Source organism: Natronoglycomyces albus (assembly GCF_016925535.1).
Classification (GTDB): domain Bacteria; phylum Actinomycetota; class Actinomycetes; order Mycobacteriales; family Micromonosporaceae; genus Natronoglycomyces; species Natronoglycomyces albus.
This window is the reverse complement of the sequence record NZ_CP070496.1, coordinates 2,220,831-2,246,640: the sequence shown is the minus strand read 5'-3', so window position 1 is coordinate 2,246,640 and position 25,810 is coordinate 2,220,831. Positions and strand designations below refer to the sequence as shown.

At 61.3% G+C, this 25,810-nt stretch carries 20 protein-coding genes; 11 read left to right on the top strand and 9 right to left on the bottom strand.

The annotated features are described in order from the left end of the window. Positions 1-258 precede the first annotated feature (258 nt). Positions 259-1,335: a hypothetical protein gene (locus tag JQS30_RS09540; RefSeq protein ID WP_213170059.1), complete on the top strand. Its 1,077-nt coding sequence runs from the start codon at positions 259-261 to the stop codon at positions 1,333-1,335. 184 nt (positions 1,336-1,519) lie between these two features. Next, on the top strand, positions 1,520-2,785 hold the full coding sequence (locus tag JQS30_RS09535; RefSeq protein WP_246498151.1) for an MFS transporter: 1,266 nt from the start codon (positions 1,520-1,522) through the stop codon (positions 2,783-2,785). On the opposite strand, the gene JQS30_RS09530 is transcribed toward JQS30_RS09535, so the two are convergent. The 4 genes from JQS30_RS09530 to JQS30_RS09515 form a co-directional block, all read right to left on the bottom strand. Next, entirely contained in the window at positions 2,705-4,321 is a 1,617-nt protein-coding gene (locus tag JQS30_RS09530) for an N-acyl-D-amino-acid deacylase family protein (protein ID WP_213170057.1), read from the bottom strand. The two genes, JQS30_RS09535 and JQS30_RS09530, sit on opposite strands and share 81 nt — an antisense overlap. Before the next feature lie 88 nt (positions 4,322-4,409). Beyond that, positions 4,410-5,012 (bottom strand): bifunctional 4-hydroxy-2-oxoglutarate aldolase/2-dehydro-3-deoxy-phosphogluconate aldolase, encoded by a 603-nt coding sequence (locus JQS30_RS09525; protein ID WP_213170056.1) that lies wholly within the window; start codon positions 5,010-5,012, stop codon positions 4,410-4,412. A 50-nt stretch (positions 5,013-5,062) separates the two neighbouring features. Continuing rightward, complete coding sequence (locus JQS30_RS09520) at positions 5,063-5,983, bottom strand: sugar kinase (protein WP_213170055.1); 921 nt, start codon at positions 5,981-5,983, stop codon at positions 5,063-5,065. A 2-nt stretch (positions 5,984-5,985) separates the two neighbouring features. After that, entirely contained in the window at positions 5,986-6,393 is a 408-nt protein-coding gene (locus tag JQS30_RS09515) for a RidA family protein (protein WP_213170054.1), read from the bottom strand. A gap of 38 nt (positions 6,394-6,431) precedes the next feature. On the opposite strand from JQS30_RS09515, the gene JQS30_RS09510 reads away from it, so the two are divergent. Next, positions 6,432-7,652: a type III PLP-dependent enzyme domain-containing protein gene (locus JQS30_RS09510; protein ID WP_213170053.1), complete on the top strand. Its 1,221-nt coding sequence runs from the start codon at positions 6,432-6,434 to the stop codon at positions 7,650-7,652. Positions 7,653-8,123: 471 nt separating this feature from the next. Here JQS30_RS09510 and JQS30_RS09505 read toward each other — a convergent pair whose 3' ends face one another. Further along, complete coding sequence (locus JQS30_RS09505; protein WP_213170052.1) at positions 8,124-8,774, bottom strand: hypothetical protein; 651 nt, start codon at positions 8,772-8,774, stop codon at positions 8,124-8,126. 427 nt (positions 8,775-9,201) lie between these two features. On the opposite strand from JQS30_RS09505, the gene JQS30_RS09500 reads away from it, so the two are divergent. From JQS30_RS09500 to JQS30_RS09490, 3 genes are all read left to right on the top strand, one after another. Then, entirely contained in the window at positions 9,202-9,840 is a 639-nt protein-coding gene (locus JQS30_RS09500) for a nucleoside/nucleotide kinase family protein (protein ID WP_213170051.1), read from the top strand. A gap of 234 nt (positions 9,841-10,074) precedes the next feature. Next, complete coding sequence (locus JQS30_RS09495; protein WP_213170050.1) at positions 10,075-12,585, top strand: hypothetical protein; 2,511 nt, start codon at positions 10,075-10,077, stop codon at positions 12,583-12,585. Positions 12,586-12,708: 123 nt separating this feature from the next. Further along, a complete protein-coding gene (locus JQS30_RS09490; RefSeq protein ID WP_246497844.1) occupies positions 12,709-13,734 on the top strand; it encodes a sigma-70 family RNA polymerase sigma factor in 1,026 nt (341 codons plus the stop codon). A 121-nt stretch (positions 13,735-13,855) separates the two neighbouring features. Here the strand turns inward: JQS30_RS09490 and JQS30_RS09485 are convergent, their stop codons facing one another. Together JQS30_RS09485 and JQS30_RS09480 are read right to left on the bottom strand one after the other, a co-directional pair. Then, positions 13,856-14,272: a VOC family protein gene (locus JQS30_RS09485; protein ID WP_213170049.1), complete on the bottom strand. Its 417-nt coding sequence runs from the start codon at positions 14,270-14,272 to the stop codon at positions 13,856-13,858. Positions 14,273-14,532: 260 nt separating this feature from the next. Next, entirely contained in the window at positions 14,533-14,925 is a 393-nt protein-coding gene (locus JQS30_RS09480) for a VOC family protein (protein ID WP_213170048.1), read from the bottom strand. Between the two features lie 250 nt (positions 14,926-15,175). Between JQS30_RS09480 and JQS30_RS09475 the strand changes: the two genes are divergently transcribed. Together JQS30_RS09475 and JQS30_RS09470 are read left to right on the top strand one after the other, a co-directional pair. After that, positions 15,176-15,862: a TetR/AcrR family transcriptional regulator gene (locus JQS30_RS09475; protein WP_213170047.1), complete on the top strand. Its 687-nt coding sequence runs from the start codon at positions 15,176-15,178 to the stop codon at positions 15,860-15,862. A gap of 142 nt (positions 15,863-16,004) precedes the next feature. Further along, positions 16,005-18,209 carry an MMPL family transporter gene (locus JQS30_RS09470; protein ID WP_213170046.1) on the top strand — a complete coding sequence of 735 codons (2,205 nt, stop codon included), beginning with the start codon at positions 16,005-16,007 and terminating at the stop codon, positions 18,207-18,209. A gap of 231 nt (positions 18,210-18,440) precedes the next feature. Here the strand turns inward: JQS30_RS09470 and JQS30_RS09465 are convergent, their stop codons facing one another. Then, positions 18,441-21,416, bottom strand: coding sequence for an AfsR/SARP family transcriptional regulator (locus JQS30_RS09465; RefSeq protein ID WP_213170045.1), 2,976 nt, complete (start codon positions 21,414-21,416; stop codon positions 18,441-18,443). 280 nt (positions 21,417-21,696) lie between these two features. On the opposite strand from JQS30_RS09465, the gene JQS30_RS09460 reads away from it, so the two are divergent. The 3 genes from JQS30_RS09460 (at position 21,697) to JQS30_RS09450 (ending at position 24,869) form a co-directional block, all read left to right on the top strand. After that, positions 21,697-22,278: an NADPH-dependent FMN reductase gene (locus tag JQS30_RS09460; protein WP_213170044.1), complete on the top strand. Its 582-nt coding sequence runs from the start codon at positions 21,697-21,699 to the stop codon at positions 22,276-22,278. A 298-nt stretch (positions 22,279-22,576) separates the two neighbouring features. Continuing rightward, a complete protein-coding gene (locus tag JQS30_RS09455) occupies positions 22,577-24,316 on the top strand; it encodes an ABC transporter ATP-binding protein (protein ID WP_343076210.1) in 1,740 nt (579 codons plus the stop codon). 67 nt (positions 24,317-24,383) lie between these two features. Then, positions 24,384-24,869 (top strand): SRPBCC family protein, encoded by a 486-nt coding sequence (locus JQS30_RS09450; protein ID WP_213170042.1) that lies wholly within the window; start codon positions 24,384-24,386, stop codon positions 24,867-24,869. Here JQS30_RS09450 and JQS30_RS09445 read toward each other — a convergent pair. Next, positions 24,831-25,709: a 1-aminocyclopropane-1-carboxylate deaminase/D-cysteine desulfhydrase gene (locus JQS30_RS09445; RefSeq protein WP_213170041.1), complete on the bottom strand. Its 879-nt coding sequence runs from the start codon at positions 25,707-25,709 to the stop codon at positions 24,831-24,833. The genes JQS30_RS09450 and JQS30_RS09445 overlap by 39 nt on opposite strands. Positions 25,710-25,810 lie beyond the last annotated feature (101 nt).

Here is a 25,810-nt window from a genome sequence, read left to right as displayed (position 1 = left end):
TCACGAACGGTAGCCGCTACCGGATCGAAGACTACGTGGATAGCGCTGAGCCAGCATCCGGTGGGCTCGGGGCTCCCCAGATAATGAGCCCGACGGTCGGAGTGAGGATTCTTCAGATTGCGCGGCTGCTTGTGCAACCCGCAGACGGTCCGAAGTAGTCCAAAGAACAGGAACCGAAGCCGCGTAAGCGAAGTGCCCGGGGGAATGAATCGGCGAGCGTGGCACAGCCGCAGAGAATTTAGAGAGAAGGCCCCTTCAGTGCAAAAACCAGGATCGAAACGCCGACAGCGTCTACTCCTCGTGGGAAGCAGCGCGCTCCTTGTCGGCGCGATCGCCGTCGTCACCATGAACATGGCCTCCGCTCAGCAGGACAACGGTGAGCAGCCGCACGCGGCTGCCAGCTGTTTTGTGGAGGAATTGCCCTACCCCGATGACTCCTACATGAGTTTCGCTACGGCAATGGACAGCACAGGCGCCTACATTGCCGGACGTACGTACCCAAGTGATCCCGAGGCCAACTTTGAGCGACAGGTACTGATCTGGCACGAGGGCGACCTCACGCGAGTGGACATTTCCGGGGAGGACCAGCTGCTGGGCGGCATCAACTCGTCCGGAGACGGAGCCGGGTCCACCTATGTGGACTTCCGGGCGGTCCCGATTCTCTACCGCGACGGCGTCGTCTCCGAACTGCCCTACGACAGAGAAGCGGCAGCCCGTGACATCAATGACGAAGGAGTCGTGGTCGGCTCAAACGACGCCGGGCAGGGGCGGGTCCCCGTCTATTGGGAAGCCGATGCGACGGCCCCCGTCGAGTTGGAACTTCCCGAGGGATACCACAACGGAGACGTATTCGCCATCGACGAGGAAGGCACCAAAGTCGGTTTCGTTAGCAGAAACGACTCGGGCAACCGCATGCACTATCTGTGGACAAACGAGGGTGAGGGGATTCCGCTTCCCATGCCCAACGACGCGTCCCCTACCGACGGGTTCGCCGCCGACATTACCGCTGGATGGGTCACAGGACCGGTATGGAATGGCGACCAAGCCGGGGCCAGCACGGTCCGCTGGCAGCCCGGTGACCTCGCCCCAGAGACGAAGAGCCTGGAGTTTGTCAGCGCGATCAACGAACTGGGCTGGATCGCCGGACACGAGAGCAACAGGGCGGCATTTGCCAATGAGGCCGGAGTCCACACCCTGCCATCGATCATCGATGATCCTACGGCCACCAGCAACGCCATAGCCATAAGTGGAGATGGTGCCATTCTGGCCGGGAATGCGGAGACTGATCCGACCGAGGTCCACTCCTTTGCCGCCGTCCGGTGGACATGCCAGTAGGCGAGGACACCTGAACGCCCCGGTGGCGGCCACCAGGCTCCTGGCGGTCGCCCCACTGGAGGCCTCCTGCCCCGGAAACGACGCCGTGATGGGTGGGAGACAACCGTGCGGGAAGCGACCAGACTCACCCTGTCATTGACTGGCCAGGCGGCAAGTAAGCCCGCAAAATGGGTGCGTGGCCTATATGAACTTCAACCTCGCGCCGTTTCGTGAGGTAGCAGCGATCCCCAAGATGAAGTCGCTGCTGTTCGGGGGCCTTCTCGCTCGACTGCCCTACGCCGCGACGGGGCTAGCTCTGACGCTCTATGTTCGTTTTGGCCTGGAGATGTCGTATTTCCATGCTGGTCTGGTTGGCTCGCTCTATGTCCTTGGGCAAGCCGCTGGTTCGACTCTCATGGGCCGCGCGTCCGACCGTTTTAGCCTCCGTTTCGTCATCGCGATCACGACCGTGTGTTCGTCGGCGTTCTGGTTGAGCGCCCCGTTCATGAGTTATCCGGTGTTGCTCGTGGCAGCCTTTCCCGCCGGTATGCTCGCCATCCCAGTCTTCGTGGTCATCCGCCAACCCATCGCCGCCTTGGTGCCTGAACATAAGCGTCGCACCGCCTACTCGATGGATTCCATCTGCGTGGAAACGGCGTTCATCATCTCGCCATCGGCCGCGACCATCCTGGCCACCCAGGTCAGCCCCCGCTTGACTCTGATCGTCATCGGCGCAGTTGTGATCGTGGCTGGAACGATGTTGTGGCTGATTGACCCACCTACCGGACGCGAGGCGCACGCCGCCGACGTCGCCAAAGCCCCCAAACCTGCCCGAGGCCAGTGGATGCGTGGGCCTCTCATCGGCATGATGTTCGTTGGCGCGGGTATCACGATCGCCGCCGCCGGATCCGACATTGCGATTGTTTCGCTCCTGGAACATCATGGCCAACTCCAGTGGGCCTGGGTCGTCCTGGGGGCGTGGGCGCTGTACTCCCTGATCGGGGCAATCGTCATCGGGGGCTCCGACCGACACTTTTCGCCGGTGATTCTCCTGGGAATCGTCGCTGTCTGCACCATCCCATTGGGTTTCATTGGCCACTGGGCGCTGTTGGCATTGGCCTTTATTCCAGCCGGTTTCTTCATGGCCCCGGCCGTTGCCTCTAGCACCGACCGAGTCTCGCGGCTCGCGCCGGTGTCAGTGCGCGGGGAAGCCATGGGCATGCAGGGTTCGGCGATGACAATCGGGGCGGCGATTGGCGCGCCCTTGGTCGGATGGACGGTCGAAACGTTCGGGGCTCAGTGGGGATTCTTCGTCGCTGGGTCGGCCACTCTTCTGGCGGTGGCCATGGCCGCGTTCTTGGACCGCGCCCGTGGCGCGGACTCCGAAGTCTCAGGAGTGCCCGCGCCACGCCGGGCCCCGGAGGGCACGTCCCGCGACGACGTCAGTGCGACGCCCGTCTGCGAGCGCTAGCCGACCGTTGACGAACACGTGCGTTATGCCAGCGGCGGGGGAACGGGAATCCTCGAACGTCGCGGTGTCCTCGATGGCGTTGGGGTCGAACAGCACCATGTCGGCCCAGTTCCCTTCGGCCAGAAGCCCACGGTCAGTCAGCCCAAGTCGCCGAGCTGGCCGGCCGGTGAGGTGGGCGACGGCCTCTTCAAGGCTGAAGATCCCGACCTTGCGGGCGTAGTGGCCCAGATAGCGAGCGAAGGAACCCCAGGCCCTCGGGTGGACATTCTCACCGTGCAGTAGGCCGTCGCTGCTGCCCATGTGGGTCGGGTGGCACATAATGGCGCGTACATTGTCCTCGTGGCCCACGTGCATCAGGCATGAACTGCGTAGCCGATCGGCCAGCAATACATCGAGATAAAACTCGGCGGGCTCACGCACGGCCGCCTTGGCCGCCTCAGCGACGCTGCTGCCGAGAAGATGCCGCAGATCTTGTGCGGCGACCCCGGAGATCTCGATGGCATCCCAGTCGACCGGAACCCCATGCGCGCCATCGGTGCCGACTTGGTCTAGTTCATGGATGATGCGGCGACGCAAACGTGGGTCGCGCAGGCGTTCCAATAGCGCCTCGGTGCCTCCTTCGACCGACCAGCTAGGCAGAAGAGACGACAGGCTCGTCATGCCCGGCAAGTACGGGTACGTGTCTAGGCTGACATCCTCTCCGCAATCACGGTGTCGGTCGACAAGAGCGAGAAGTTCCTCGGCTCGGCCCGCGTTGACGCCGAAATTCATGGTGGCGTGTGTGAGGTGGACGGGGCATCCCGATGCGGTGCCGATGTCTAGCATTTCGGCGTATCCTTCCAGGGCACCCGCTCCGTAGCTGCGTTGATGAGGGGCGAAGAACCCTGCGTGCTCGGCGACGACCCGGCACAGTTCGACCAGCTCGGTCGTCTGCGCGTACATGCCTGGCACATAGGACAGACCTGCGGAGAGACCGAACGCTCCATCGCGCATGCCCATGTCGATGGCGGCGCACATGTGGGCCAGTTCCGACTCGGTGGGAGGACGATCATGCCAGCCCATAGCCTGCATCCGCAAAGTGCCATGTGGCAGGAGGTAGGCGACGTTGGTGGGGGTGACCGCGTCTACCCGCTGTAGATAGTCATCGACTGACCGCCAGTCCAGCGAGAGCTCCGCTGGCTGTCCGTTCCAGGCAGCGAGCACCTCCCACAGCTGCTCGGTGGTGTCCTCGGTCAACGGCGCGTAGCTGAGCCCGTCCTGTCCGAGCACCTCCAGCGTGCAGCCTTGAGTTAGGCGAGCTAGATGGTCGGAGTCTGTCAACACGGCCAAGTCGGAGTGTGCGTGCATGTCGATAAAGCCAGGAGAGGCGACCAAACCACTCCCGTCGATCTGCTGCGCCAGGGGCGCGTCCATCGTTGGGGAGCCGATCTGGGCGATCCGTCCCTCCGAGAGGAGAATGGCACCTCTATAACGGGCAGAGCCGCTACCGTCGACAATGTCGACGTTGCGAATCACGGTGCGGTCAGCCTTGTTCATACACGCCTCGTCTCGGTCTGGGAAGAAGGGAACTGATCCACTCTCGCTTGGCTTGCGTCTGGGCTCTCGATCGTGTTCGTGGGATGCGCTAGTGCGCCATCATGCGCGCAAGCGCGGCGAACTGGGCGGGGTCGGATAGGGCCGACCCGAGGCCGACCACATTGACCCCGGCAGCGTGAAAGTCACCGGCTTGGGAAGCGTGAATGCCGCCTGTGGCCACAGTCTTCACGCCCGGGAATGGCCCGGCGATAGCGCGGAACCAGTCGGGGCCCAAAACCGACGCGGGAAAGACCTTGACCCATTGACAGCCATAGCGCACCGCTTGCTGTACTTCGGTGGCCGTTGCGACGCCCGGCAAATGAGGAAGGTCAGCGGCATTGCTGGCGGCGAGGACATCGGCGTCGAACCCAGGGGCCACGGTATAGGCGGCCCCCACCTCGGCGGCCTGCTCGACATGAGTCTCGCTGACGACTGTCCCAGCTCCTACCCGCTTGCCTCGCTCTGCCCCAGCCTTCACCGCCGCGGCTAGCGATTCGACGTGATGGCCCAACCCGATCGGCACCTCAACCGAGTCGATGCCCAGTTCCCAAGCCTTCAGGGACAACTCAACCGTCTGGTCTGGACTGAGCCCTCTCAGGATCACCATGAAACGGGCCCGGGCAAAGATCTCGTCGAACGAAGTGGTTGTCATGGGAGGTCTCCTCAAATTCGGAGGGGTGCTTCAGGGGCCGTTGGGTGCCGCTACTGCGGCTTGGCCAATGCGGCTATGTCGTGTGGGTCGGGAAGCGGGCCGATATCGCCCGCAACGCTCAGCGCCGAGCGAGCGAACAAGTGGCCCAGTTCCAGGCTAGCCTTTGTGCCTGCGTCGGTGAGTAGCCCATATAGATAGCCTGCGGCGAAAGCATCTCCCGCGCCGACTGGCTCCACGATGTCGATCGTGGGCGCGGCGGCCCAGATCGGTCCCATTGGGCCAAAGGCCGTCGCCCCGTTTGCCGCGTCCTTCACCACGAGTGTTCCCGCCCCGGGCAAGGTTTCTCGCACCTGTTGAGGGGTTTCGGTTCCCCACAGGGCGTGGGCCTCGTCGAGGCCCACGAACGCGATATCTACTCGGTTGGCGATATCGCGCAACACTGCCTGTGCGGCCTGGGGAGACCAGAGAGCGGGCCGGTAGTTGACATCGAAACTGGTCAGCGAGGCGCCGCTGACTTTGGGTATCTCGGTGGCCAGCGCTCGAGCCGAGTTGGACAAGGCCGCGGTGATGCCGGTGAAGTGCCACAGGCGGCAGCTGGGCATGCAGTCCATGAATCCCGGTCCCATGTGGGAGGCCGCCGAGTTGGAACGGTAGTAGTGCACTTGGGTACCGGTCGGTTGCGGGTCTTTGAAGTAGACCCCCGTTGGGGCGTTTGGGTCGGTCTCCACCAAGTCTGTATCGACTTTGGCCGCGTTGAGAGTGCCGGTGATGAGGTCGGCGAAGGGGTCTGTTCCGAGTCGTCCACGCCAAGCTACGTGCAATCCCATTCCGGCTAGATATATCGCTACGTTTGATTCGGCCCCGGCGCAGCCCAGTCGAGTCGGCGGGCCCTCACACAATGGTTGGGGAGGGTCGGGTGCGACCACGACCATGGACTCCCCGAAACAGATGGCGTCCACTATGCCGCGCATGGTTAGTTCACGACTGCCAAGGCGTCGATTTCGACGAGCATTTCTTCGCGCGGCAACCCGGTCATGACGGTGGTGCGGCACGGAAGCGGTGTGCCTTTGCTGGTGTGGGCGGTGACAAAGGCCCCGTATGCCTCGTTCATCGCGGCGAAGTCGGCGCGGTCGGTCAAATAGACGCGCAGCATGATGACGTCGTCTAGGCTGGCTCCGCCGGCGTTGAGGATGGCGAGCACGTTGTCGAGGGTGCGGGTGGTCTGGGCTTTGACATCACCGGGGTACAGGTAGGTGCCGGTGGCCGGGTCGACGGGGCCTTGACCGGAGACCTGTAGCAGGGGGCCCTTGCGCACTCCTTGGGGGAAGGTGTGGGCGGGGGCCGGGGCGGAGGTGGTGTGGATGGCAGTCTTGTCAGTCATATAGTAAAGATACATTCCTATTGCTGGAGGGGTATCTCGTGGACCATGCCGCACTCACAGAGCTGGACAATCAGTCGCTCGATTGGCGCTGCCGGACAGTCGGAAGTGACGCACATGAATATTCGATCGCGCAATGGCTTTCCTCCCGCCCCCGCCTCGAACACCTGCCCACCCCCTCGCTGGCGCTGGCCGGTTCGGCAGTTGAGCACAATGTCCGCGTGATGGCGCAGTGGTGCCACGACCGTGGCGTCGCCATAGCTCCGCATGGGAAGGCGACGATGGCTCCGCAGCTGTGGTCCAAACAGCTTGCCGCGGGGGCGGTCGGCATCACGCTGGCCTCCGTGGCTCAAGCTCGTGTCGCCCGAGCCTTTGGAGTGCGCCGCATCCTTATCGCCAACCAAGTCATCGATGCCGCTGAGCTGACTGAGCTGTCCAGGTGGGCCGCTGACGGTATCGAGGTGACGCACTTTGTCGACTCGCCCGCAGCGGTAGCGGCGCTTGACGCGCTTCCCGCTGGCGCGCCATCGCTCGATGTCTGTGTCGAGCTAGGAGCCCCGGGTGGGCGGGCGGGGGCACGCTCGCTTACGGCGGCAGCTGAGGTGGCCAGGCTGGTCGAGGCGCATCCGCGGGCCCGGCTAGTCGGCGTCGCTGCTTATGAAGGGGTCATTACCTCAGGTACTGAGGCGTCGGATCTGGCGGACGTCGCGGCCTATCTCGAAGATGTGGTCTCCTTGTACTCCTCGTGCGACTTCGCGACCGATTCCCCTATGGTCACCGCTGGTGGAAGTGCGTACTTCGACATTGTCGCCTCAGTGCTGGGTCGGCTGGCTCCAGTGGCCGAAATCGTTCTTCGCTGCGGGGCCTACCTCAGTCATGATCATGGTTTCTACGCTCGGCTCACGCCGTTTGCTCGGGGCGGAGATGGCCCGCAGCTGCGTCCGGCGCTTCTCTCACGGTCCCGAGTGCTGGCGCTTCCCGAGCCGGGCCGAGCGATTCTTGACGCCGGGCGGCGGGACCTACCGTTTGATCAAGGTCTGGCGCACCCTGTCGACGAAGATGGGATTCGTCTGCCCGGTTTGACGATGAGTGCGATCGCCGACCAACATGCCTTCCTGACCGGAGAAACCTCAGGTTTGGTGGTGGGTGAGGTTCTCACTTTGGGGCCCTCACACCCATGCACCGCGTTCGACAAGTGGGGGTTGATTCCCGTGGTCTCAGACGACGGGATCGTTGTCGAGGCAGTGCATACCTTTTTCTGAGGCTGTGCCACCTCTCAAGGAACGGGCAGAGACCCTTCATCGCTACTAGATCCGGTGGTTGACCGATAACGGGCGGCGAATGAGGCGGCCACGCCAATTGCCCAGATGAACGCAAACACAACGCCCCAATAGCGATGGCAATGCCCATTCCGGCGAACGCCCAGTTCATGAGCAGGGACTGCGGGAAACAGAATTCGGCGATCGGATAGAGGATCAAGCTAGCCCATGCCACGACTCCGACTATGAGTGAGGTGCGGGGGAGGGCACGAATGGACCAGGTGGCAACGATAGCCGCTACTGCCAGACCGATCATAAGCTGAAAGGGAAGGTCCACAGTGGAAGACCTACCTTTGTTTTTCGGCCCTGCCATCTATGGCCGATCGTGCTCACACCTAGACCGACTGGCGGATCTCCACTTCTTCCATCTCGGTCCATTGGGTCACGCTCTCTAATAGGTCAACCTCGTGAGCCTCAGAAGCCGTTTTTCCACATGACCGCGTTGCCGATCTCGGTGTGCCGGTAATTGATCGCCGTGAGTATGTCGTAATACTCATCTTCGGAGGGTTCTTCCAGACTCCATGAGGCCACCGTCAGCACCAGAAAGTCACCCTCGGACCGCGCCCGGGTCAGGTAGTTCTCGCCCGCGTCCAGATTGGCTTGACATGCCACTGGCGAGGAGTCGGTTGGCTCCAAGTCGGTGGTGTCGAAGAGCTCTTCGATGGCCAAGGGCGCGTCTTCGTTGGAGAACTCCAAGACCCGCTGGCAGAACTCCATTTCAAGATCTGGCCGCACGTAGTGCGCCTCAATGCCGTAGTTGCAGTCTTCCAAAAGCGCAGAGTCTTCCCCGTCGACGAATACCCCTGCACAGTTGTCGTGATCCCACGAGTAGGCGAACTCAAGACTGGTGGTGAACAGCTCTCCTTCTTTGCCGGCGCGCACGTCTTCGCGGGCGAATTCCCAGTCGCCGTTGTACCACTCCCGTGCCTCCAGCGGTTCGTTCTCCCCGCTGCCAAACGGGGAACTGGAGGGTGCGTTGGCCCACATGTAATAGATCATGGCCGCGACTGTCGCCATGGTGACCGTGCCGAATATGACAAGCCAGCCGACCACAACATTGCGCACGCCTCTCTTGGAAGAGGGAGGGTTTGGGTTCGTTGCATACCCGTAACGGCCGTAGTCATTGGGATCGAAGTGAGATCCGAACTGAGGTTGTTCCTCGGAGCCTTGGTGGCGGGAGTGCTCCAGGCGTGGTTGTTCGGTCCCACCGGGCCCGAAACGATCCCGACTTAGGTAAGGATTGTTCGACGGCTGGTCATGTGGGGGCTCGGAGGGGTGGGGCATGGCGGGCCTTTCTCACGGTGCGCCGATGCGAACGGCGCTGATGGGGGCAACCGGTTTCCGCCGCCGTGCGACGGGTGGGCTTCCTCTACGGTAGGCCGCTCTTGTTCGCAGTTGACTCTGGCCCATGGCCTGTTCTTCACCTATGCGCGGCTGAAGCGGTCCGTGCCAAACACCGTGGGCGCGGGCGCGTGGATATTACAGTGACCGCATGAGTCATAAAGGGGTCCTGTATAGCAAATCCGCCTGCCTGGCCCGCGTTGGAAAGCTTCTGGCCCAGCACGATGGTCGTCGAGTTTTGCTCGGTATCGCGGGAGCCCCTGGGTCGGGTAAATCTCGGCTGGCCAAGCAGCTACGTCAGACTCTCGCGCGAGTGGCTACGTTGGTGCCCATGGACGGCTTTCATCTGCCCCTGGCGCGACTAGATGAGCTTGGCCGTCGAGACCGGCAAGGCGCCCCCGACACGTTCGACGCCCCAGCCTTTGTGGAGCTGCTACGACGACTTCGTGGCGGGGCCGAGGTTATCAAGGCTCCCAGCTTTCGTCGGGATGTTGGGGAACCGCTACCCGATGCGATCACGGTCCCGAAGGAGAAACCGTTGGTCATTGTCGAGGGTAACTATTTGCTTCTCGATGACTTCGGATTCGCGCCGGTGGCTGGTCTTCTGGATGAGAGTTGGTTTGTCGACACCCCCGAAGAACGTCGCCTAGCTCAGCTGGTCGGGCGTCACGTTCGCTTTGGTGCCACCCCCGAGGCGGCGAAGGCTTGGAGCTATGGACCTGATCAGCGCAATGCCGAACTTGTTGCTCGTACCCGCGTGCGTGCCGATTACCTGGTCTGCGTCGGCTAGCTGCTTCGCATAGTGCGTCTGGACGCCAGTACCTGGCTTCAAAACCACATTGTCGCAGGTAATTAACCCCTTGGCTTGACACGTTAGAAGGGACCATAGGATGATTCAGGAAAATTGACCTCGGGTTCGCCTGCCTGTCATCGAAACGATCGGCGAGGCTGACACACTGATGGTTACTCGTCCGTAGGACGTGCCACACCCCGGCCCGACCACCCTCACAGTGGAGGATCCTCCTTGAAACTCACACGAAGAAGAACCGCCCTAGTCGCGCTTGGCGGCGCGACGGCGTTGGCGGTGAGCCTCGTCCCCGTCGCGGTACTGGCCGAAAACGCCGATGGGGCGGCCCAAACCGACGAGCGTCCATTCGTTCACATCGGTGAAGTCCAGGGATCGATAGGCGACGAGGACACGAACTTTCGTTCCCCGCTGCTGGGCGAAGATGTCGCCGTGCAGGGCGTTATCACCCAGACCATTATGGAAGGTGAGAACGCTCGCGGTTTTTACCTGCAAGAACGTGCTGACGCCACCGATGGTGACCCCAACTCCTCCGACGGCATCTACGTCTTCAATTCCAGGTTCACCACCGTGCGGACCGTATTTGACTCTCCGGCTGAGGAAGAGTTCGGTTCCAATTACGACGTGGAGGTCGGTGACGAGATCATCCTCCACGGTGAAGTGACCCAGTACTTCGGCATGACCCAGTTCTCCGGAGGCTCCTCCTTCATTTACGACCGGGTGGACTCGGGACTCGACATTGAACAGACTGTCGAGATCACCGAGATCAACCCGCCAGACGACTTCGAAGATTCGCGGCGGTACTTTCAGCGTCACCTCGGAATGCAGATGGAGGTGCCCGCCGATAGCCAAGTCATCTCTGGGCGCGACGTCTTCAGCGGTTCTGACTCCGAAGTATGGGCGATGCGCGGTGACCATGAAGTCGCTCAACGAGAGAACCCCTACGAACGCCGAGTGTTCCGCGACGCGCACCCGCTGGACAACAACCCCGATTCCTATTTCGACGATGGCAACGGCTATCGGTTTGTGATCGGCGGCGCGGGTGTCAAGGACACCTTGGACGACCCGTATGCGGTTCTGTCTCCGGCCAAGACCTTCGACGTCATCACCAACTCCACGCGGGGCGGGGTCAATATCTCGTTCGGAAAGCACGTGGTGAACGTCCAGGATCAGCTGGAGTTGGACACCTCCGGGGTCGACCCGAAGGACAATCACCCGGTCCAACAGATCGACCGTGAAACCGAACTGTCGATCGCCTCGTACAACGTTGAGAACCTCTACGACTACCGCGATAACCCCAACTCCGGTTGCGACTTTGTGGGCAATGAGGGCTGTGTTGGGGATGACGGTTCGACGGTTAATCCTCCGTTCGATTACGTACCGGGCTCTGAAGCGGAGTATCAGGACCGATTGGTCCGTATGGCTGAGCAGATCGTCACTGACATGCATAGCCCCGATGTGATCTTGATCCAGGAGACCGAGGCACAGGATGTGTGCTCGATTTCTGATGACTGGAGTCCCGAACACGGCGCCGAGTTGGGCCCCGATCGCCTCGACTGCGATTTGGAGAACACCGGGGACGACAACACTCGTACCAACGGTGCGCCGGATTCACTTCAGGAACTCGCGCTGGTCATCTCCGAGATCGGCGGCCCCTCCTATGAGGCTTCCTTCGACCTCGACGGCGGGGATCTGCGCGGCATCACCACGGCATATCTGCACCGTACCGACCGGGTCGAGTTGCTGGAGGCCGAGGCCTCCGACCCTGTCTTGGGAGAAAATGTCGCGTTGGACTACGACGGCGAACCGTTGGAGATGAATTTCGAGGTATCCAACCCCAAGGCTCTCAACTCGGTATTGCGTGATGAGGTACTCGATCAGTGCACCTCATCGGGTCCACGTGCATGTTCGGGAGACAACGTTCACGCTCGCGCGCCAATGGTCGGACAGTTCCGCATCTGGCGCGACGAGATTGGAGCGTCGACGTACAACGACGTCTACCTGGTAAACAACCATTTCAACGCCGGGCCTGACCGCCGGATTCTGCAACGCACCGACCAGGCGGCGTATGTTGCCGCGATTGGCGAGGCCATTTTGGCCGAGGACGCGCAAGCGCACGTTGTCATTGGTGGCGACATGAACGTCTTCCCGCGTCCGGACGACCCATACGCTCCGGGTGAGGAGATTTCCGGCATCGGCGAGGGCCCCTCTGACCAGTTGGTGGCTTTGTATGATTCGCCGTTTACGAACCTGTATGACCAGATGCTCTCCGACTACCCCAGCGCCGCCTACACCTTTGGTTTCCAGGGCCAGGCGCAGACGTTGGACCACTTGTGGTTCTCGCCGGCTTTGCTAGAGGTGCTGGTCGACGCCCGATCGGCGAAGATCAACGTCGACTATCCGGCGGACGCGGTCAATGAGGAGCCAGCTTATGGGCATCTTGGCGCTTCGGACCACGACCCGGAGGTGGCGACGATCGACGCTTCGGTCAGTTACGCCGGCTTGCACAAGCTGCTCGACTACTTGGCCGACGCGGGTGACCTCAACGCCCACACCGAAGCGATTGTGCGGGCCAATCTGACTAACGCCCAAATGATCGGCGAGCGCTCTTCAACCGCTGAGAAGGCAATCTTGAATGCCACCGTCCGCTTTGTGGACGCGATGTCGAGGGCGGGGCAGCTGGACTCCAGTACCGCTTCAATCTTGACCTCCGAAATTGGCAACCTTTAAGCCGGTGCGCCGATTAGTCATCCCCAGCGGGGGGCGATCGTCTTGTGGCTTTCGCCCCCGCTTTGCGCGCTGGGGAATATGCAACGCAGATTGTTTGACCGGTGAACTCGGTTGGGCACTGCGATGTCATACCAGAGTGGCATGATGGTGTCCATGGACGTTGACCTGGAGTTTGAGCCATATCGGCGAGAGCTCATCGCATATAGCTACCGGATGCTTGGCTCGGCGTTCGAGGCTGAAGACGCTGTGCAAGAGGCGTTCTTGCGGGCTTGGAAAGCCCGAGATTCTTTCAAAGGTGAGGCCTCCGTGCGGTCGTGGTTGTACCGGATCGTCACCAATGTTTGCCTGGACATGTTGAAGCATTCGCAACGTCGTGCTCGCCCGACCGATCTGGGGCCCGCCAGCGACGCGGCCGATGCAAACATATCGGTCTTGCCTGAAAGTTCATGGCTGACGCCAATCCCCGACGGTGTGGTGCAAAGCGCAGACCCGGCCGAGAGGGTGGCACTTCGTGAATCCATCCAGCTGGCATTTGTGGCCGCCTTGCAACACCTTCCGCCCAAGCAGCGCGCGGTACTCATCCTGCGTGAAGTGCTGCAATGGCAGGCCGTTGAGGTAGCGGAGCTATTGGGGATCACCCCGGCCGCCGTTAACAGCGCTTTGCAGCGAGCCCGAGTGACGATGTCGAAGGCCAAGAATCGCACCGCTGATCCAGCCGATGCGATGGATATGCGGCAAAAGCAGTTCTTGGCACAGTACGTGCGAGCGTTTGAAAGCTACGACCTTGATTACCTGACCAGTTTGTTGCACGAAGATGTCGTTCTTTCGATGCCGCCGATTTCTCTGTGGCTTTGTGGCCCGAATCAAGTGCGGTTGTGGTTGGGAGGCCACGGTCGTGGGTGCAGGGGCTCGCGTTTGATCCCCGCCGAATCGGCCAATGGGGTTCCCGCGCTGGCGCAGTATCGGCCAGCCGAGACCGCGAATGAATCTCCGATCGCGCCTCGAAATGACCCAGCAGGTCAGGGGCGTTGGCGTCCGTGGGCGCTGCATGTACTGGAGATCGAAGACGGGTTGATCTATGGCATGAACCTGTTTATGGACACCCCGGAGCTATTTGAGAAATGTGATCTCCCTCCGTATCTGGATTGACGCTGGTGGTCACTGCTGAGCCGCTTGCGCACGCGGCTCAGCAGTGACCACCAGCAAAGGGAACCGCGTGGCTGCGGTTCCCTTCACCCAACGAGCGTTTCGCCGTATACCGGCTCTCGTACTATCCGGGGTGAGACGGGGAATGTTCCGGCATGTAAATGAATTCCCACCCGTGACCGTCCGGGTCATAGACACTTCGGAAGTACATATCAGGCTCTCCCCGGTTGGGGAACTCCTTTCCTTCCGTGGCGCCGTTGTGCAAAGCTTTCTCAACGTAGGAATCCACTTCCTCTTTGCTGTCCACCGCGATGCAGTAGAGCGCCGCAACACTCGACTTGGTGTCAGCAATGGCCTTATCGGTGAAGGTGGGGAAGAAATCCTTCGTTAGCAACATGATGTAGGTGTGCTCTGAGATCGCCATACAGGCGGCATTGTCATCGCTGAACTCAGGTACTGATTTCCAGCCCAGGGCGCCGAAGAACTTCTTTGAACGCTCAAGGTTTTCAATCGGGATATTAATGTAGACAGAGTTTCCCATTTTCTCTCCTTCGGGTATCGGACAAGTAGATTTGTGGCCACCTCGCTGGCATTCTCGATCGCGTCATCGTCGAGATGCCGCACATCGACACAGTCGTTCGATACTGCTCTAGAGCAGTGATCTGGGCTTGTGAGAGAACGTGCCGCGTGGCCAGTGAGGCTTTCACAAAAGCGCTTACGGGGTTCTCGTCGGCTCGTTTACCTGTGCAGACGTCGCCTCCTGTGCCTCAGGTGAGCGCCTTTGCGCCAGCCGCAGCGGTGCTACTGTGGTTCGGGCATATGCAGGATCTCCCAGGCGTGCCCATCGAGATCGGAAAAGGTACGCACGTACATTCCCATGTCTGGTATCTCCTTGCCCTTTATGGCTCCATTGGCGACCGCGGCTTCGTAGATTTTATCGACGGCGTCCGTGCTCTCGCAGGTGAGGCAGTAAATACTTGAGATCGGCGAGTTTATGTCCCCGACTGGCCTATTTGTGAAGGTGCTGAAGAACTCCGTCGTTAGCAGCATGACGAAAATGGTGTCGCTGTATCGCATTCCGGCTGCGTTCTCATCGGAGTAGGCCGGTACGTTATCGAACCCAATGTTCGAATAGAACTTCTTGGATGCTTCCAGGTCGGCGACCGGGAGATTGACAAAGATTGTCCCACTCATGATGTTGCCCTCTCATTTTGCGGATACATAGATAAGACTGCGCTGTGCGTGGAATTTCATCGTTGAGAAGAGAAAAACTTCAGAGTTTTCGAAGCCGGTGGGGATTTGACCTACCCGCCTGTGGAAGCAGCCATGCGGCCGGGATAGGGGCGGGCCGGCATTGACCACCATCGATTGGCGGCGCGTTCGCGCCGGAAGCGCGCCACTGTGAATAAGTGCACACTTTGCAAAAATGCAGGGAGTGCATTATGTGAACACTATTTACCCCTGCTACTGTCGGGCCATGGGAGAACTGAGCTTCCGGGAGCGCAAGAAGGAATCGACCCGCCTGGCCATCTACAAGGCCGCGTGGGAGCTAGCCCTACGCGACGGATTCGAAGCGATAACCTCCGACCAGATCGCCGAGCGGGCAGGCGTGTCAAAACGCACGTTTCACAACTATTTCTCCTCCAAAGAGGAAGCCGTCCTCTACATCCAGCAAAACGCCGCGTTCTCCCTCTTTGACTTCGTGCGCGAGCGGGCCACCACCCACACACTGTGGGCGTCCCTGCGCGACGGCATCGTGGAGTTGATGAGCGAGATGGATCTGACCGACGAGGAATTTCGCCGTCGGGAGCAACTCTGCCGGGAGTCTCCAGCTCTGGCCGCCTACCACGCAAGGCAATACTCCGAACAATCCGCCCTGCTCACGCAAGTAATTTGCGATATCACCGGCAAAGATCTCACTCGCGACTTCTCTCCCAAAATCTTTGGCGCCGCCGCCTGCGCCGCTGTGCAAGCATCGATCGACCAATGGCTTGACAACGAAGACGGCCCGGCCCTGATCGAACTCATCACCGAAGCATTCGACTCCATCGAGTTCAACCACCCCGACCTGCAACCCGCCAGCGTCAACGCCGATGACTCGGAGGCCCATTCATCTAGCCGCACGAGCTAACCCACGACTGCGACCACCACTACCGAAGTTCATCGCTGACATGCCGGCCCCCGGAAGACCCAGCCGCGAGCCTCGGGCAAATCAACACACCCAAAAACCGCCCCGCGGTGCCACAAACACCGCACACGATTGGAGACATACCGTGGCGACGTACCTCTATCGACTCGGAAAAGGCGCCTATAGGCGCCGCTGGCTAGTGCTAGCTACCTGGCTTATCGTCCTGCTTGGCATCGGCACCGCCGCGGCGACCATGGCCCAGGAGACCGAACCAAACTTCGAGCTCCCCGGCACCGAATCCCAAGCTGCCTTTGACTTGCTCGAAGAGCGATTCCCCGGCTTCGCCGCAGACGGCGCGAGCGCCCGGGTAGTTTTCGTGGCCGAGGACGGGCACTCCATCACTGAGTCCGAATCTGTGGCCGCCATAGAGCGGGTCCTGGCCGAAATTGCCGAGGCACCCCAGCTAGCTTCCATCAGCAACCCGTTCGAAGAAGGCCCGATTAGCCTCGACGAGACGATGGCTCTGGCCAACATCAGCTTTACCGCCGATGCGATGGCCTTGTCCGACGATGCCCGCGATGCCTTGACCTCCGCGATTGAAACCGGACAAGCGGCTGGCCTCACCGTCGAAGCCGGTGGCGACGCATTCATGGTCGAACCCGACCTTGGCACTGCGGAACTAGTCGGTCTAGCTGTAGCGGCGGTCGTCCTAGCCTTCACCTTCGGTGCCCTAGTGGCTGCCGGACTACCGATTCTGACTGCCATCATCGGCGTCGGCATCGGCGTAGCCGGCATCTCGGCCGCCACCTACTTCACCGACCTCAGCTCGGAAACTGGCACCCTCGCGACCATGCTTGGGCTGGCGGTCGGCATCGACTACGCCCTGTTTATCCTCATGCGATACCGGGCCGAGTTGGCGGGCAACCTCAGTCGAGAGGAAGCCATGGGGCGCGCGGTCGGTACGGCGGGTTCGGCGGTCTTCTTCGCTGGCCTCACGGTCGCCATTGCTCTGACAGGTCTTTCGGTCGTCCAGATCCCATTCTTGACCAAGATGGCGCTGGCCGCCGCCGCGACTGTGCTTGTGGCCGTGGTCATCGCGTTGACGCTGCTGCCAGCCCTCGCCGGCATAGCGGGCAAGCGAATCCATACTCGCAAACAGCGGGCCGCGATCGACGCGGGGAAACAGCGCACTACCCCGACGCTTGGGCGGCGCTGGTCGACGGCTGTGGTGAAGCGTCCACTTTTGACAGGCCTGACCGGAATCCTTTTCCTGGGCGTCATTGCCATACCGATGACGGATATGGAGTTGGCTTTGCCTGACGAAGGATCGTTTAGCGAAGAATCAACCCAGCGTCAGGCGTATGACTTCATTTCGGAAGGCTTCGGTCCAGGTTTCAATGGCCCGTTGCTGATGGTGGGGGATCTTGAGCCGGGCACTGACCCGTTCTCCGCAGCGGCCGAGGCCGCCGCGGCTATCGACGGGCTCGAAGGAGTTCTCGCCGTCGACGAGCAGGCCATGCCCAACGAGCAGGCCGATACGGTTTTGTTCTCCGTTATTCCCGAGCATGGGCCCGCCAGCGCGGAGACGACCCAGTTGGTGCATGACATCCGCGCCGAGTTGGCCGGTTTCTCCGGTGCTGATTGGGCCGTGTCGGGGCCCACCGCGATTGACATTGACATTTCGGAGACCTTGGCGGATGCGCTGCCGTTCTATCTGGCGCTCATTGTGGGTCTGTCACTAATTCTTCTGCTGATGGTGTTCCGCTCCCTGTTGGTTCCCCTGACCGCCGCGCTGGGATTCTTGCTCAGTGTCGCGGCCGCCATGGGCGCTTTGGTGGCGGTTTTCCAGTGGGGATGGGCCTCGAGCCTGTTCGGGATCGATGAACCGGGCCCGATCATGAGCGTCATGCCGATTTTGATGATCGGTATCGTGTTTGGTTTGGCGATGGACTATCAGATTTTCCTGGTGACGCGAATGCGTGAGGCGTACGTGCACGGGGAGGACCCGCGCCAGGCGATCGTCACGGGCTTTTCGCACAGCGCCCGGGTGGTGACGGCTGCGGCGTTGATCATGATCAGCGTGTTCGCGGCATTCATCTTCAGTCCTGAGGATCTGATCGCCCCGATTGGTTTCGGCCTGGCCGTGGCGATCGCGTTCGACGCGTTTGTGGTGCGGATGACGATCATCCCGGCTTTGCTGAGTCTGTTGGGCAAAGGCGCCTGGTGGGTCCCACGGTGGCTTGATCGGATTATTCCCAACGTCGATGTGGAGGGCGAGAAGCTGCAACGGCAGCTGGGCAACTCCGTCGATGAGGCTGCGCAATCTGAGTTGGTGGGTACGAAGTCCTGATTCGCTAGCCGATAAGGCTCTAGGCTAGGGCCGTCCGTGAATGCGGGCGGCCCTGGCTGGCGGAGGGAGCTACCGATGTGACCGTGTCGAGAAGACTGCCCAGGCCAGGTAGTTCAGTCTTCAAGAGCTCTGTTAGTGGGTGAGGTGGCTGGTCGCCGCATCGCGGACCGGGTGAGAGTCGCGGCGTTGGCTCGACCGGCTGCGATTCGTGGGCCCATAGCGCCGATGGGGCTATGAGGCGGCTTTCTCCCATGTCGGTGCCGGAACCGCGGGCCGGATTTCCCGTTCGAGTTCGGCGATGACGCTGCCTCCACTGCGTCGTCTATCGACCAGACGCAAGCCTGCCTCCGCGATGCCGACAACGGTGGAGTCGCACTGGTCCCCGGCCAGATGGCGGGCCCGTTGATACCATTGGCGCGCATCGCCGAATTCTCCGCGCACCAGAGCCGCCAACCCCATTTTGGACAGTAGCATCGAGTATTCGCTGGTCAGTTCTAGTGCTTCTGCGACTTCCAGCGCTGACTGGTTGAGTTTTTGGGACGTGTCCATATCTCCGTGGCTCTCTGCGACGCAGCTGAGGAAACAGGTGGCCTGTAGCCAGCCCCAGTTATCGCCTTGGCGATCGAATAGGGTGGCCGCTTCTTCGGCGAGTTGTTGTCCCTCGTCCTCGCGGCCTAGTGTCAGGGCGATTCCAGCACGGCCAAGGACGGAGGCGGCCTCGCCCCACACGTCGTCTGCAGTTGTCCCTGTTAGCGCTGCCTCCACCGGTGTGCCCGGTTCCACGGTGATGTTGGATGTGTGTTCGGAGCAGACCATGGTGAAGGCCAGAAACCAGCGGGAACGGCGTAGCCGGGCGCTGTCGGTGGGACAGGAGCGCAAGAGCGCTGTGGTCTCAGCTGTTTGGTCGATTCCAGCATTGATTCGTAGTCGCAGGGCGGCCAGCCAATTGCGGGCTTCTGCGAGCAAAGTGTCGACGGACGAGTCGTTTGTGGTCGTCGCCTCAGCGGTGTGAATCGCTTCGGCGAGTGACCAATGCGCCTCGGTGAGGCGTCCGCGCATGAACCAGAACCACACCGATGAGTTGGCTACCCGCAGCGCAGCGACGGGGTCGCTCGATTCGGTGGCGTAGCTTAGCGCGGAACGAAGGTTATCGGACTCCGCTTGCATGGCCTTGAGCCAGTGGCACTGCTCATGCGTGCGCAGCCGTTGCTCGGCTTCGGTGACCAGTGAGGAAAAGTACGCCACGTGTCGCGACGTGACGGTGTGGTATTCGCCGGAGGCGCCGAGCCGTTCCAGCGCATAGGCGGCGATGGACTCCAGCATCCGGTACCGCATGCCGTGAGGAGTTTCGTAGGCGAATAGCAGCGATTGTTCGACCAATCGCGACAGCGTTTCCACAATGTCGGTCGGATTGAGTTCTCCGAATCCGGCTACGTTCTCGGCAGCCTCCAGCAGGTAACCGCCTGCGGAGACGGATATTCGACGCAAGAGCATTCGCTCGGTTTCTGAGAGCATGTCCCAGCTCCAGTCGATGACTGAGCGTAGAGTTTGGTGGCGCGGATCGGCACCTGAGGAAGCGGTGGCGAGGAGTCGGAACCGATCATCAAGCCGTTCTACCAGGTGTTCCAAACCCAGCGCCCGGACCTTGGCGGCGGCCAGTTCAACCGCCAGCGGGAGGCCATCGAGGCGACGGCAGACTGTGGACACCCGGGCGAGGTTCTCCTGGGTCGGATCAATCCTCACCCCCGCCGATTGGGCGCGAGCTAGAAACAGGTTCACAGCGGCGAAGCGATGTAGGTCGGTTGGATCCAAGTGTGCTTGTGCCCCCGGAACGTCCAACGGGGGCAGGGTTAGAAGTTGCTCGTATGGTGAACGGAACGGCTCTCGGCTGGTGACCAACACCCGCACATCAGCGGTGGAGGACAGCAGTTGCCGAATGACGTTCGCGGTGGCCTCGAGAAGGTGCTCGGCATTGTCCACAATCAGTAGAGACCGAGTGATCATGAGGAAACTGGATATGCGGCCTGCCAGCTCGGGTTGGTCTGGAGTACAGGCGAGTTGCGTGTCGGTATCTGGCTGGCGGTCGCGATGGGACGGATTTTCGAACGAGTGCTTGCTGGCGGCGTAGTCGTCTCGCAACCCGATGGCCCGCGCGATAGCGTCGTGGATGGAGTGTTGGGCGCGCGTATCGGCGTCCGGCCCGCCTGAGGGAGCCGGAATGGGCGCTAGGTCAACAAACCAGATCCCGTCGGGATATTCCTCGGCGGACTCATTTCCGATTTCGATAGCCAGGCGTGTCTTTCCCACTCCGCCCGGACCGGCAATGGTGACCAAGCGGTTCTCTCGCAGGGACTTGCGGGCTTGCCGGATGTCCTCATCGCGGCCGATGATGTCTGTCAAGGGAGTGGGAACGCGAGAGGCATTTCGCCTAGGAGGCACGGCAGTGCTCTCAGTGGGGGCGGCCGGTTCTTCTTGCCGCAGAATGGATTGTTGTAGCGCGGCAAGATTTGGACTGGGATCGAGGCCCATATCCTCGCGCAGCCGATGGGCCAACTTCGCATAGACCTCTAGCGCTTCATTTTGGCGTCCCTGTTGATACAACGCCCGCATCCAGACTGCGTGCAAGCGTTCTCGCAGGGGGTAGTGTTCGGTGACCTCGGCCAGTTCAGAGGTCAGCCAGGCCGGGTCGCCCAACTCAAGCCGCGCCTCGGCACGTTCCTCGATTGCCTCAATGCGCTGCTCTTCGAGCTGAGCCACCATGGCCTTGGCGAAAAGTTCGTCACGGAATTCGCCGAAGGCTTCACCGCGCCAATTACTGAGGCCCCAGGAGAGATACTCGACGGTGCCACGTGCGTACTGTTCTTTGCGAGCCGAGGCGATGATGGCGGCGAACTCCTCAAAGTCCACCGCTTGCGCCGCGACATCGAGGACATAGCCGGGGGAACGCCACAGGACAGTGGAACGGCCATTGCCTCCGGCCTGGTCAATGACTCGGCGTAGGTGAGTTACTTTCGTGCGCAGAACGGCTGCGGCATCGCCTGGAGCGGCATGGCCCCACAACGCGTCCACGAGCTTGTCGACAGACACGACCTGGCCGCGATGAATGAGGAGCATAGCCAAAAGGGCACGCACTTTGACGCCGGGGACAGTGAGTTCGCGTCCCTGGTCGTCCCAGACTGTGATGGGGCCGAGCGCTCCGAATTTCATCCACCCAGCATATTCTTTCGCTTCGGTTCGTCCAAACGGTGACTGTCGCGAGTCCGGTCGGTAGCCAATGTCGACAATGCCACCACGTGGTCCATCTCAAATCCGCGCCACGTATCGGCGCGCAACAGAACAGTAAGGAGGCATCATTTAGGCGCCAACACCCGAAATGTCGAGTATCTCGCACTGGTTACGGGTGGGGCATCATCCGGTCGTAAGGATTGTGTAATCGCCGGCCCGCATGGTGGTGACAGTGAACGACACACTCACATTGGAGGACACTATGTCGAACCCATTGAATCTCGCCGTCATCGTTGGTAGCACCCGACAGGGCCGCGTCAGCCCCATGGTTACTCGCTGGTTTGCCCAGCGCGCCAACGAACATGCCGAATTCACCGTTGACGTCATCGATCTGGCTGAGGTCGCCCTTCCCGATACTCTGGTCGAGAATGAGAGCGACATACCTCAGGCCGTACTCGACTACGGAAAGCGCATTGGCAAAGCCGACGCTGTCGTGGTGGTCGTACCCGAGTACAACCATAGCTTTCCGGCCCCGTTGAAGACCGGTATTGACTGGCTATATTCCGAATGGGCCGCCAAGCCCATTTCGTTCGTCAGCTACGGCGGAGTCTCGGGAGGCCTACGGGCGGTTGAGCAGCTGAGACTGGTATTCGCTGAGCTCAACGCCGTGGCTATCCGTGACACGGTCTGCTTTCCGAACTTCTGGGAATCCTTCGATGATGAGGGAAACATCATCGATCCCACCCTGTGCGACAAGTCGGCCGCGACGATGCTAGACCAGCTCAGCTGGTGGGCGCACGCTCTGCGCAACCACCGCAGTGCTCACCCATTCGCCAATGAGTGAAGCCACCGCATGAATCGGCCGAGCCTGTTCGACACCGACGCGCAGCAGGCTCGCCGCCGACCACGGTGGATATCCTCCTCCCACGGTAGGGCATTGATTTACTCCTGCGGGATGGTGAATCAACCTCATCATGGCGGTAACTTGGCATTAGCCGACAATCCCTGTGAAACCGGAGTCCCGCATGGCACACCGCAGCGCCCCCGCGCCCGAGAGCCCCGCCCCACTCGAGGAATCGGGCGACTTTGAGGTCGACGGTGGAGCGCCCGAAACCCCAGGGAAGACCGAAACGAAGGCGCCTATGAAACGGCTCTTCTCCTACGCGGCCCAACACACCGGACTATTGATCATTGGCGGAAGTCTCGCCTTCGTGGCCGGAGCCATCGGCCTCTTGCAACCGCTGATGGCGATGTCCATCATCCAAGCTCTCGAAGACGAATCGGGCTTGCGTGGCCCACTCATCATTCTCGCCACGGCGGTGGTTGTCGGCGGCGTGGTCGGCTCCTTCGCCGCCTACCTCTTGCAACGAGCTGGCCAGGACATCGTCTTCACAGTTCGCAAGCGCCTCATTGGCCGACTCGTCCGGCTGACCGTCTCCGAAGTCGACCGCCTCAAACCGGGGGATCTGGTCGCCCGGTTGACCTCAGATACGACACTGCTGCGGACCGTCGTCAGCGCCGCCATCGTCAACGGGACCACCTCGGCGTTCCTACTGCTGGGCGGCATCGTCTTGATGGCCTGGCTTGACCTGTTGCTCTTTGGCATCACCTTCGCGTTGATCATCACCGTCGCACTCATCATGCGAGTGATCCTGCCTCGCATCCGCGCCGCGACCGTTGCCTCCCAAGAGGCCCTCGGCGATATGGGTTCCATACTGGAACGCGGGTTTGGGGCGTTTCGCACGATCAAGGCCAACGGGGCCGAGGACGCCGAGATCGACCGCCTCGAAGGAGCCGCCCGCGAATCGTGGCGCAAGGGTCTGACCGTGGCCGTGTGGGAAGCCCTGGGCGGGGTCGTCGCCTGGATGCCAGTCAATATCGCCTTCATGTCCGTACTGGGCATCGGCGGGGGGCGAGTGGCCGCTGGAACCATGGACGTCGCGACACTCATCGGATTCCTGCTCTTGCTGTTCTATCTCATGGAACCCATCTCAGTCCTGGTGCAATCGGCTACCCAGTTGCAAACCGGCCTCGCCGCCATCAAACGCATCGACGATGTGGCCGACCTGGAAGGCGAGCCCGTCAGCAGCGCCGATAATCGACTTGATCTTGAGGGCCCACTGGAGGTGGCCTTCGCAGACGTCACCTTCCGCTACCGCGACAACCTTCCCCTCGTGCACCACGGAGTGACATTCGAGGCAGCCGGGCGCGGCCTCACGGCTCTCGTCGGACCTTCCGGGGCCGGAAAGAGCACCGTATTTTCGCTCATCGAGCGCTTCTACCCGATTTCCAGCGGCACCGTCAGCATTAACGGGACTCCGGTCGAGCAATGGCCGCTGTCTGCCCTAAGATCCATGATCGGCTACGTCGAACAGGACGCTCCCGTCCTCGACGGCACCCTGCGGGACAATCTCCTACTGGCAGCGCCAAATGCCACTGACCAGGACCTGGAACAAGCGATCGAAAGCGCACAGCTGTCCAACCTGGTCGCCGAAATTCCAGGTGGACTCGACGCCACGATCGGCCACCGGGGGACCACCCTGTCCGGGGGAGAGCGGCAACGGGTCGCCATCGCCCGGGCCCTGCTGCGCAAGCCCCGCCTGCTGCTGATGGACGAGGCCACCTCCCAGCTCGACGCGACTAACGAGGAAGCCCTGCGCCGCGTCATCGCCACAGCCGCCGAACAAACCAATGTCATCGTCGTCGCCCACCGCCTCTCGACCGTGGCCAGCGCCGACAAGATTGTGGTCATGGATGCCGGAGTCGTCCGAGCCGAGGGAACCCACGAGGAGCTGATTGCCAGTGACGACATGTACCGCGACTTGGCCACCTCTCAGCTGCTTACAGCCACGAGCGCCGAGAACGCGACGGCGGCTGTTTGATCGAGGCCTTCCACGCGGCCTGGCGAAGTACTAGAGCCAGACCCCTACCGCACAGTAGGGTCACTGTATGGGACAACGACAAGTATCGGGAACCCGCGTCATCGCGGCCAAACCCGAAGAGATCTTCGATCTCCTTACCGACCCTGCGCGGCACCCCGAGCTGGACGGCTCAGGAACGGTCGTGGGTAACCGGAAATCTAGCCATCAGCGCCTGGAGCTGGGCTCCACATTCGGCATGGACATGAAGATTGGAGCCTCCTACAAGATCCTCAATACGGTGGTCGAGTTCGAGGAGAACCGGCTCATCGCCTGGCGTCACTTCCACGGACACCGTTGGCGCTGGCAGTTGGAGCCCATGGAAGGTGGTACGAAGACGAAGGTCACTGAGACTTTCGACTGGGGCCCGGCTCGTTGGTCGTGGCTGTTCCGGTTTACGCCCTATCCGCGGGTCAATCGACGCAACATTGAGAAGACGTTGGATAACCTGCAAGATCGCTTCGCTGAGCGTGCTTCTTCATCCGGTGATGAGGGCGATGATGGTGGTTCCCGGTGAGAATGCGCCAGCCTTGGTCATAGAGCGTATGCCGTAGAGCATCTTCGCCACATAGACCCATTCGAGGATAATGCCGTGTTCCTCGGCGAAGGAGTTGATGAACTCCTCCAGTTCGCGGTTACGTTTGGCGTAGCCGCCGCAGTGGAACTCAGTGGCGATGCTCCAGTTGTTCCGTACCTGGCCGGTCGCCGCCAGTTGCAGGCGAGCCGTCTGGTCGTGGAGGAAGTGGCCGCCTTTGAGGGCGGAGAAGCCCAGCGCGCGCTTTCCTTCCGGTAGCCCGGTGGCGATTCCCGCGAGTGTTCCAGCTGTACCGACCGGGCAGCAGATGAGGTCGTAGTCGGATGCGATTTCGCCTGGGATCTCGGCGCAGCCTTTGACTGCCAGGGCGTTGCTGCCACCCTCAGGGATGAGATAGCAGTCTTTGAACTCGGTGTTAAGGGCGTCGATGACGTCTGGCTCGTGCTTGCGCCGGTACGTCGCACGGTCGAGATAGGTCAATTGCATGCCCTGGTCGTGTGCGAATTGCAACGAGGGGTTGAGTGGGTCGTGTGCCTCTCCTCGAATAACGCCGATTGTGGCGAATCCTGCGAGTTTACCGGCGGCGGCTACGGCCCTGATGTGGTTGGAGTATGCCCCGCCGAAGGTCAGCAAGGTGTCGTGTCCCTGTGTCCGCGCGGTCTCGAGGTTGTAGCGCAGCTTGCGCCACTTGTTTCCCGGTAGGAGAGGGTGAATGAGGTCCTCTCTTTTGAGCAGCAGGCGGACCTCGGAGTCTTCCAACCAGGGGGCGGCTATCTCCTCGAGGGGCGTCGGTAGAGCAGCGGTGAGTGGGTCAACGGGCATAGGGCCATCTTTTCACCTCATCTCGATAGGGAGCCGCAGGCCGCCGACCTCGACAGAGAGGAGGGCGGCCTGCGGTCGCGGGGGGCCATTTCTGGATTTCG

What these genes read in the sequence shown, in the direction of transcription:
- JQS30_RS09490 (WP_246497844.1), top strand. Translation starts at nt 12,709, where the DNA reads ATGTCATACCAGAGTGGCATGATGGTGTCCATGGACGTTGACCTGGAG.
- JQS30_RS09525 (WP_213170056.1), bottom strand. Translation starts at nt 5,012, where the DNA reads ATGACAACCACTTCGTTCGACGAGATCTTTGCCCGGGCCCGTTTCATG.
- JQS30_RS09455 (WP_343076210.1), top strand. Translation starts at nt 22,577, where the DNA reads ATGAAACGGCTCTTCTCCTACGCGGCCCAACACACCGGACTATTGATC.
- JQS30_RS09450 (WP_213170042.1), top strand. Translation starts at nt 24,384, where the DNA reads ATGGGACAACGACAAGTATCGGGAACCCGCGTCATCGCGGCCAAACCC.
- JQS30_RS09460 (WP_213170044.1), top strand. Translation starts at nt 21,697, where the DNA reads ATGTCGAACCCATTGAATCTCGCCGTCATCGTTGGTAGCACCCGACAG.
- JQS30_RS09465 (WP_213170045.1), bottom strand. Translation starts at nt 21,416, where the DNA reads ATGAAATTCGGAGCGCTCGGCCCCATCACAGTCTGGGACGACCAGGGA.
- JQS30_RS09500 (WP_213170051.1), top strand. Translation starts at nt 9,202, where the DNA reads ATGAGTCATAAAGGGGTCCTGTATAGCAAATCCGCCTGCCTGGCCCGC.
- JQS30_RS09485 (WP_213170049.1), bottom strand. Translation starts at nt 14,272, where the DNA reads ATGGGAAACTCTGTCTACATTAATATCCCGATTGAAAACCTTGAGCGT.
- JQS30_RS09445 (WP_213170041.1), bottom strand. Translation starts at nt 25,709, where the DNA reads ATGCCCGTTGACCCACTCACCGCTGCTCTACCGACGCCCCTCGAGGAG.
- JQS30_RS09535 (WP_246498151.1), top strand. Translation starts at nt 1,520, where the DNA reads ATGAACTTCAACCTCGCGCCGTTTCGTGAGGTAGCAGCGATCCCCAAG.
- JQS30_RS09530 (WP_213170057.1), bottom strand. Translation starts at nt 4,321, where the DNA reads ATGAACAAGGCTGACCGCACCGTGATTCGCAACGTCGACATTGTCGAC.
- JQS30_RS09520 (WP_213170055.1), bottom strand. Translation starts at nt 5,983, where the DNA reads ATGCGCGGCATAGTGGACGCCATCTGTTTCGGGGAGTCCATGGTCGTG.
- JQS30_RS09515 (WP_213170054.1), bottom strand. Translation starts at nt 6,393, where the DNA reads ATGACTGACAAGACTGCCATCCACACCACCTCCGCCCCGGCCCCCGCC.
- JQS30_RS09480 (WP_213170048.1), bottom strand. Translation starts at nt 14,925, where the DNA reads ATGAGTGGGACAATCTTTGTCAATCTCCCGGTCGCCGACCTGGAAGCA.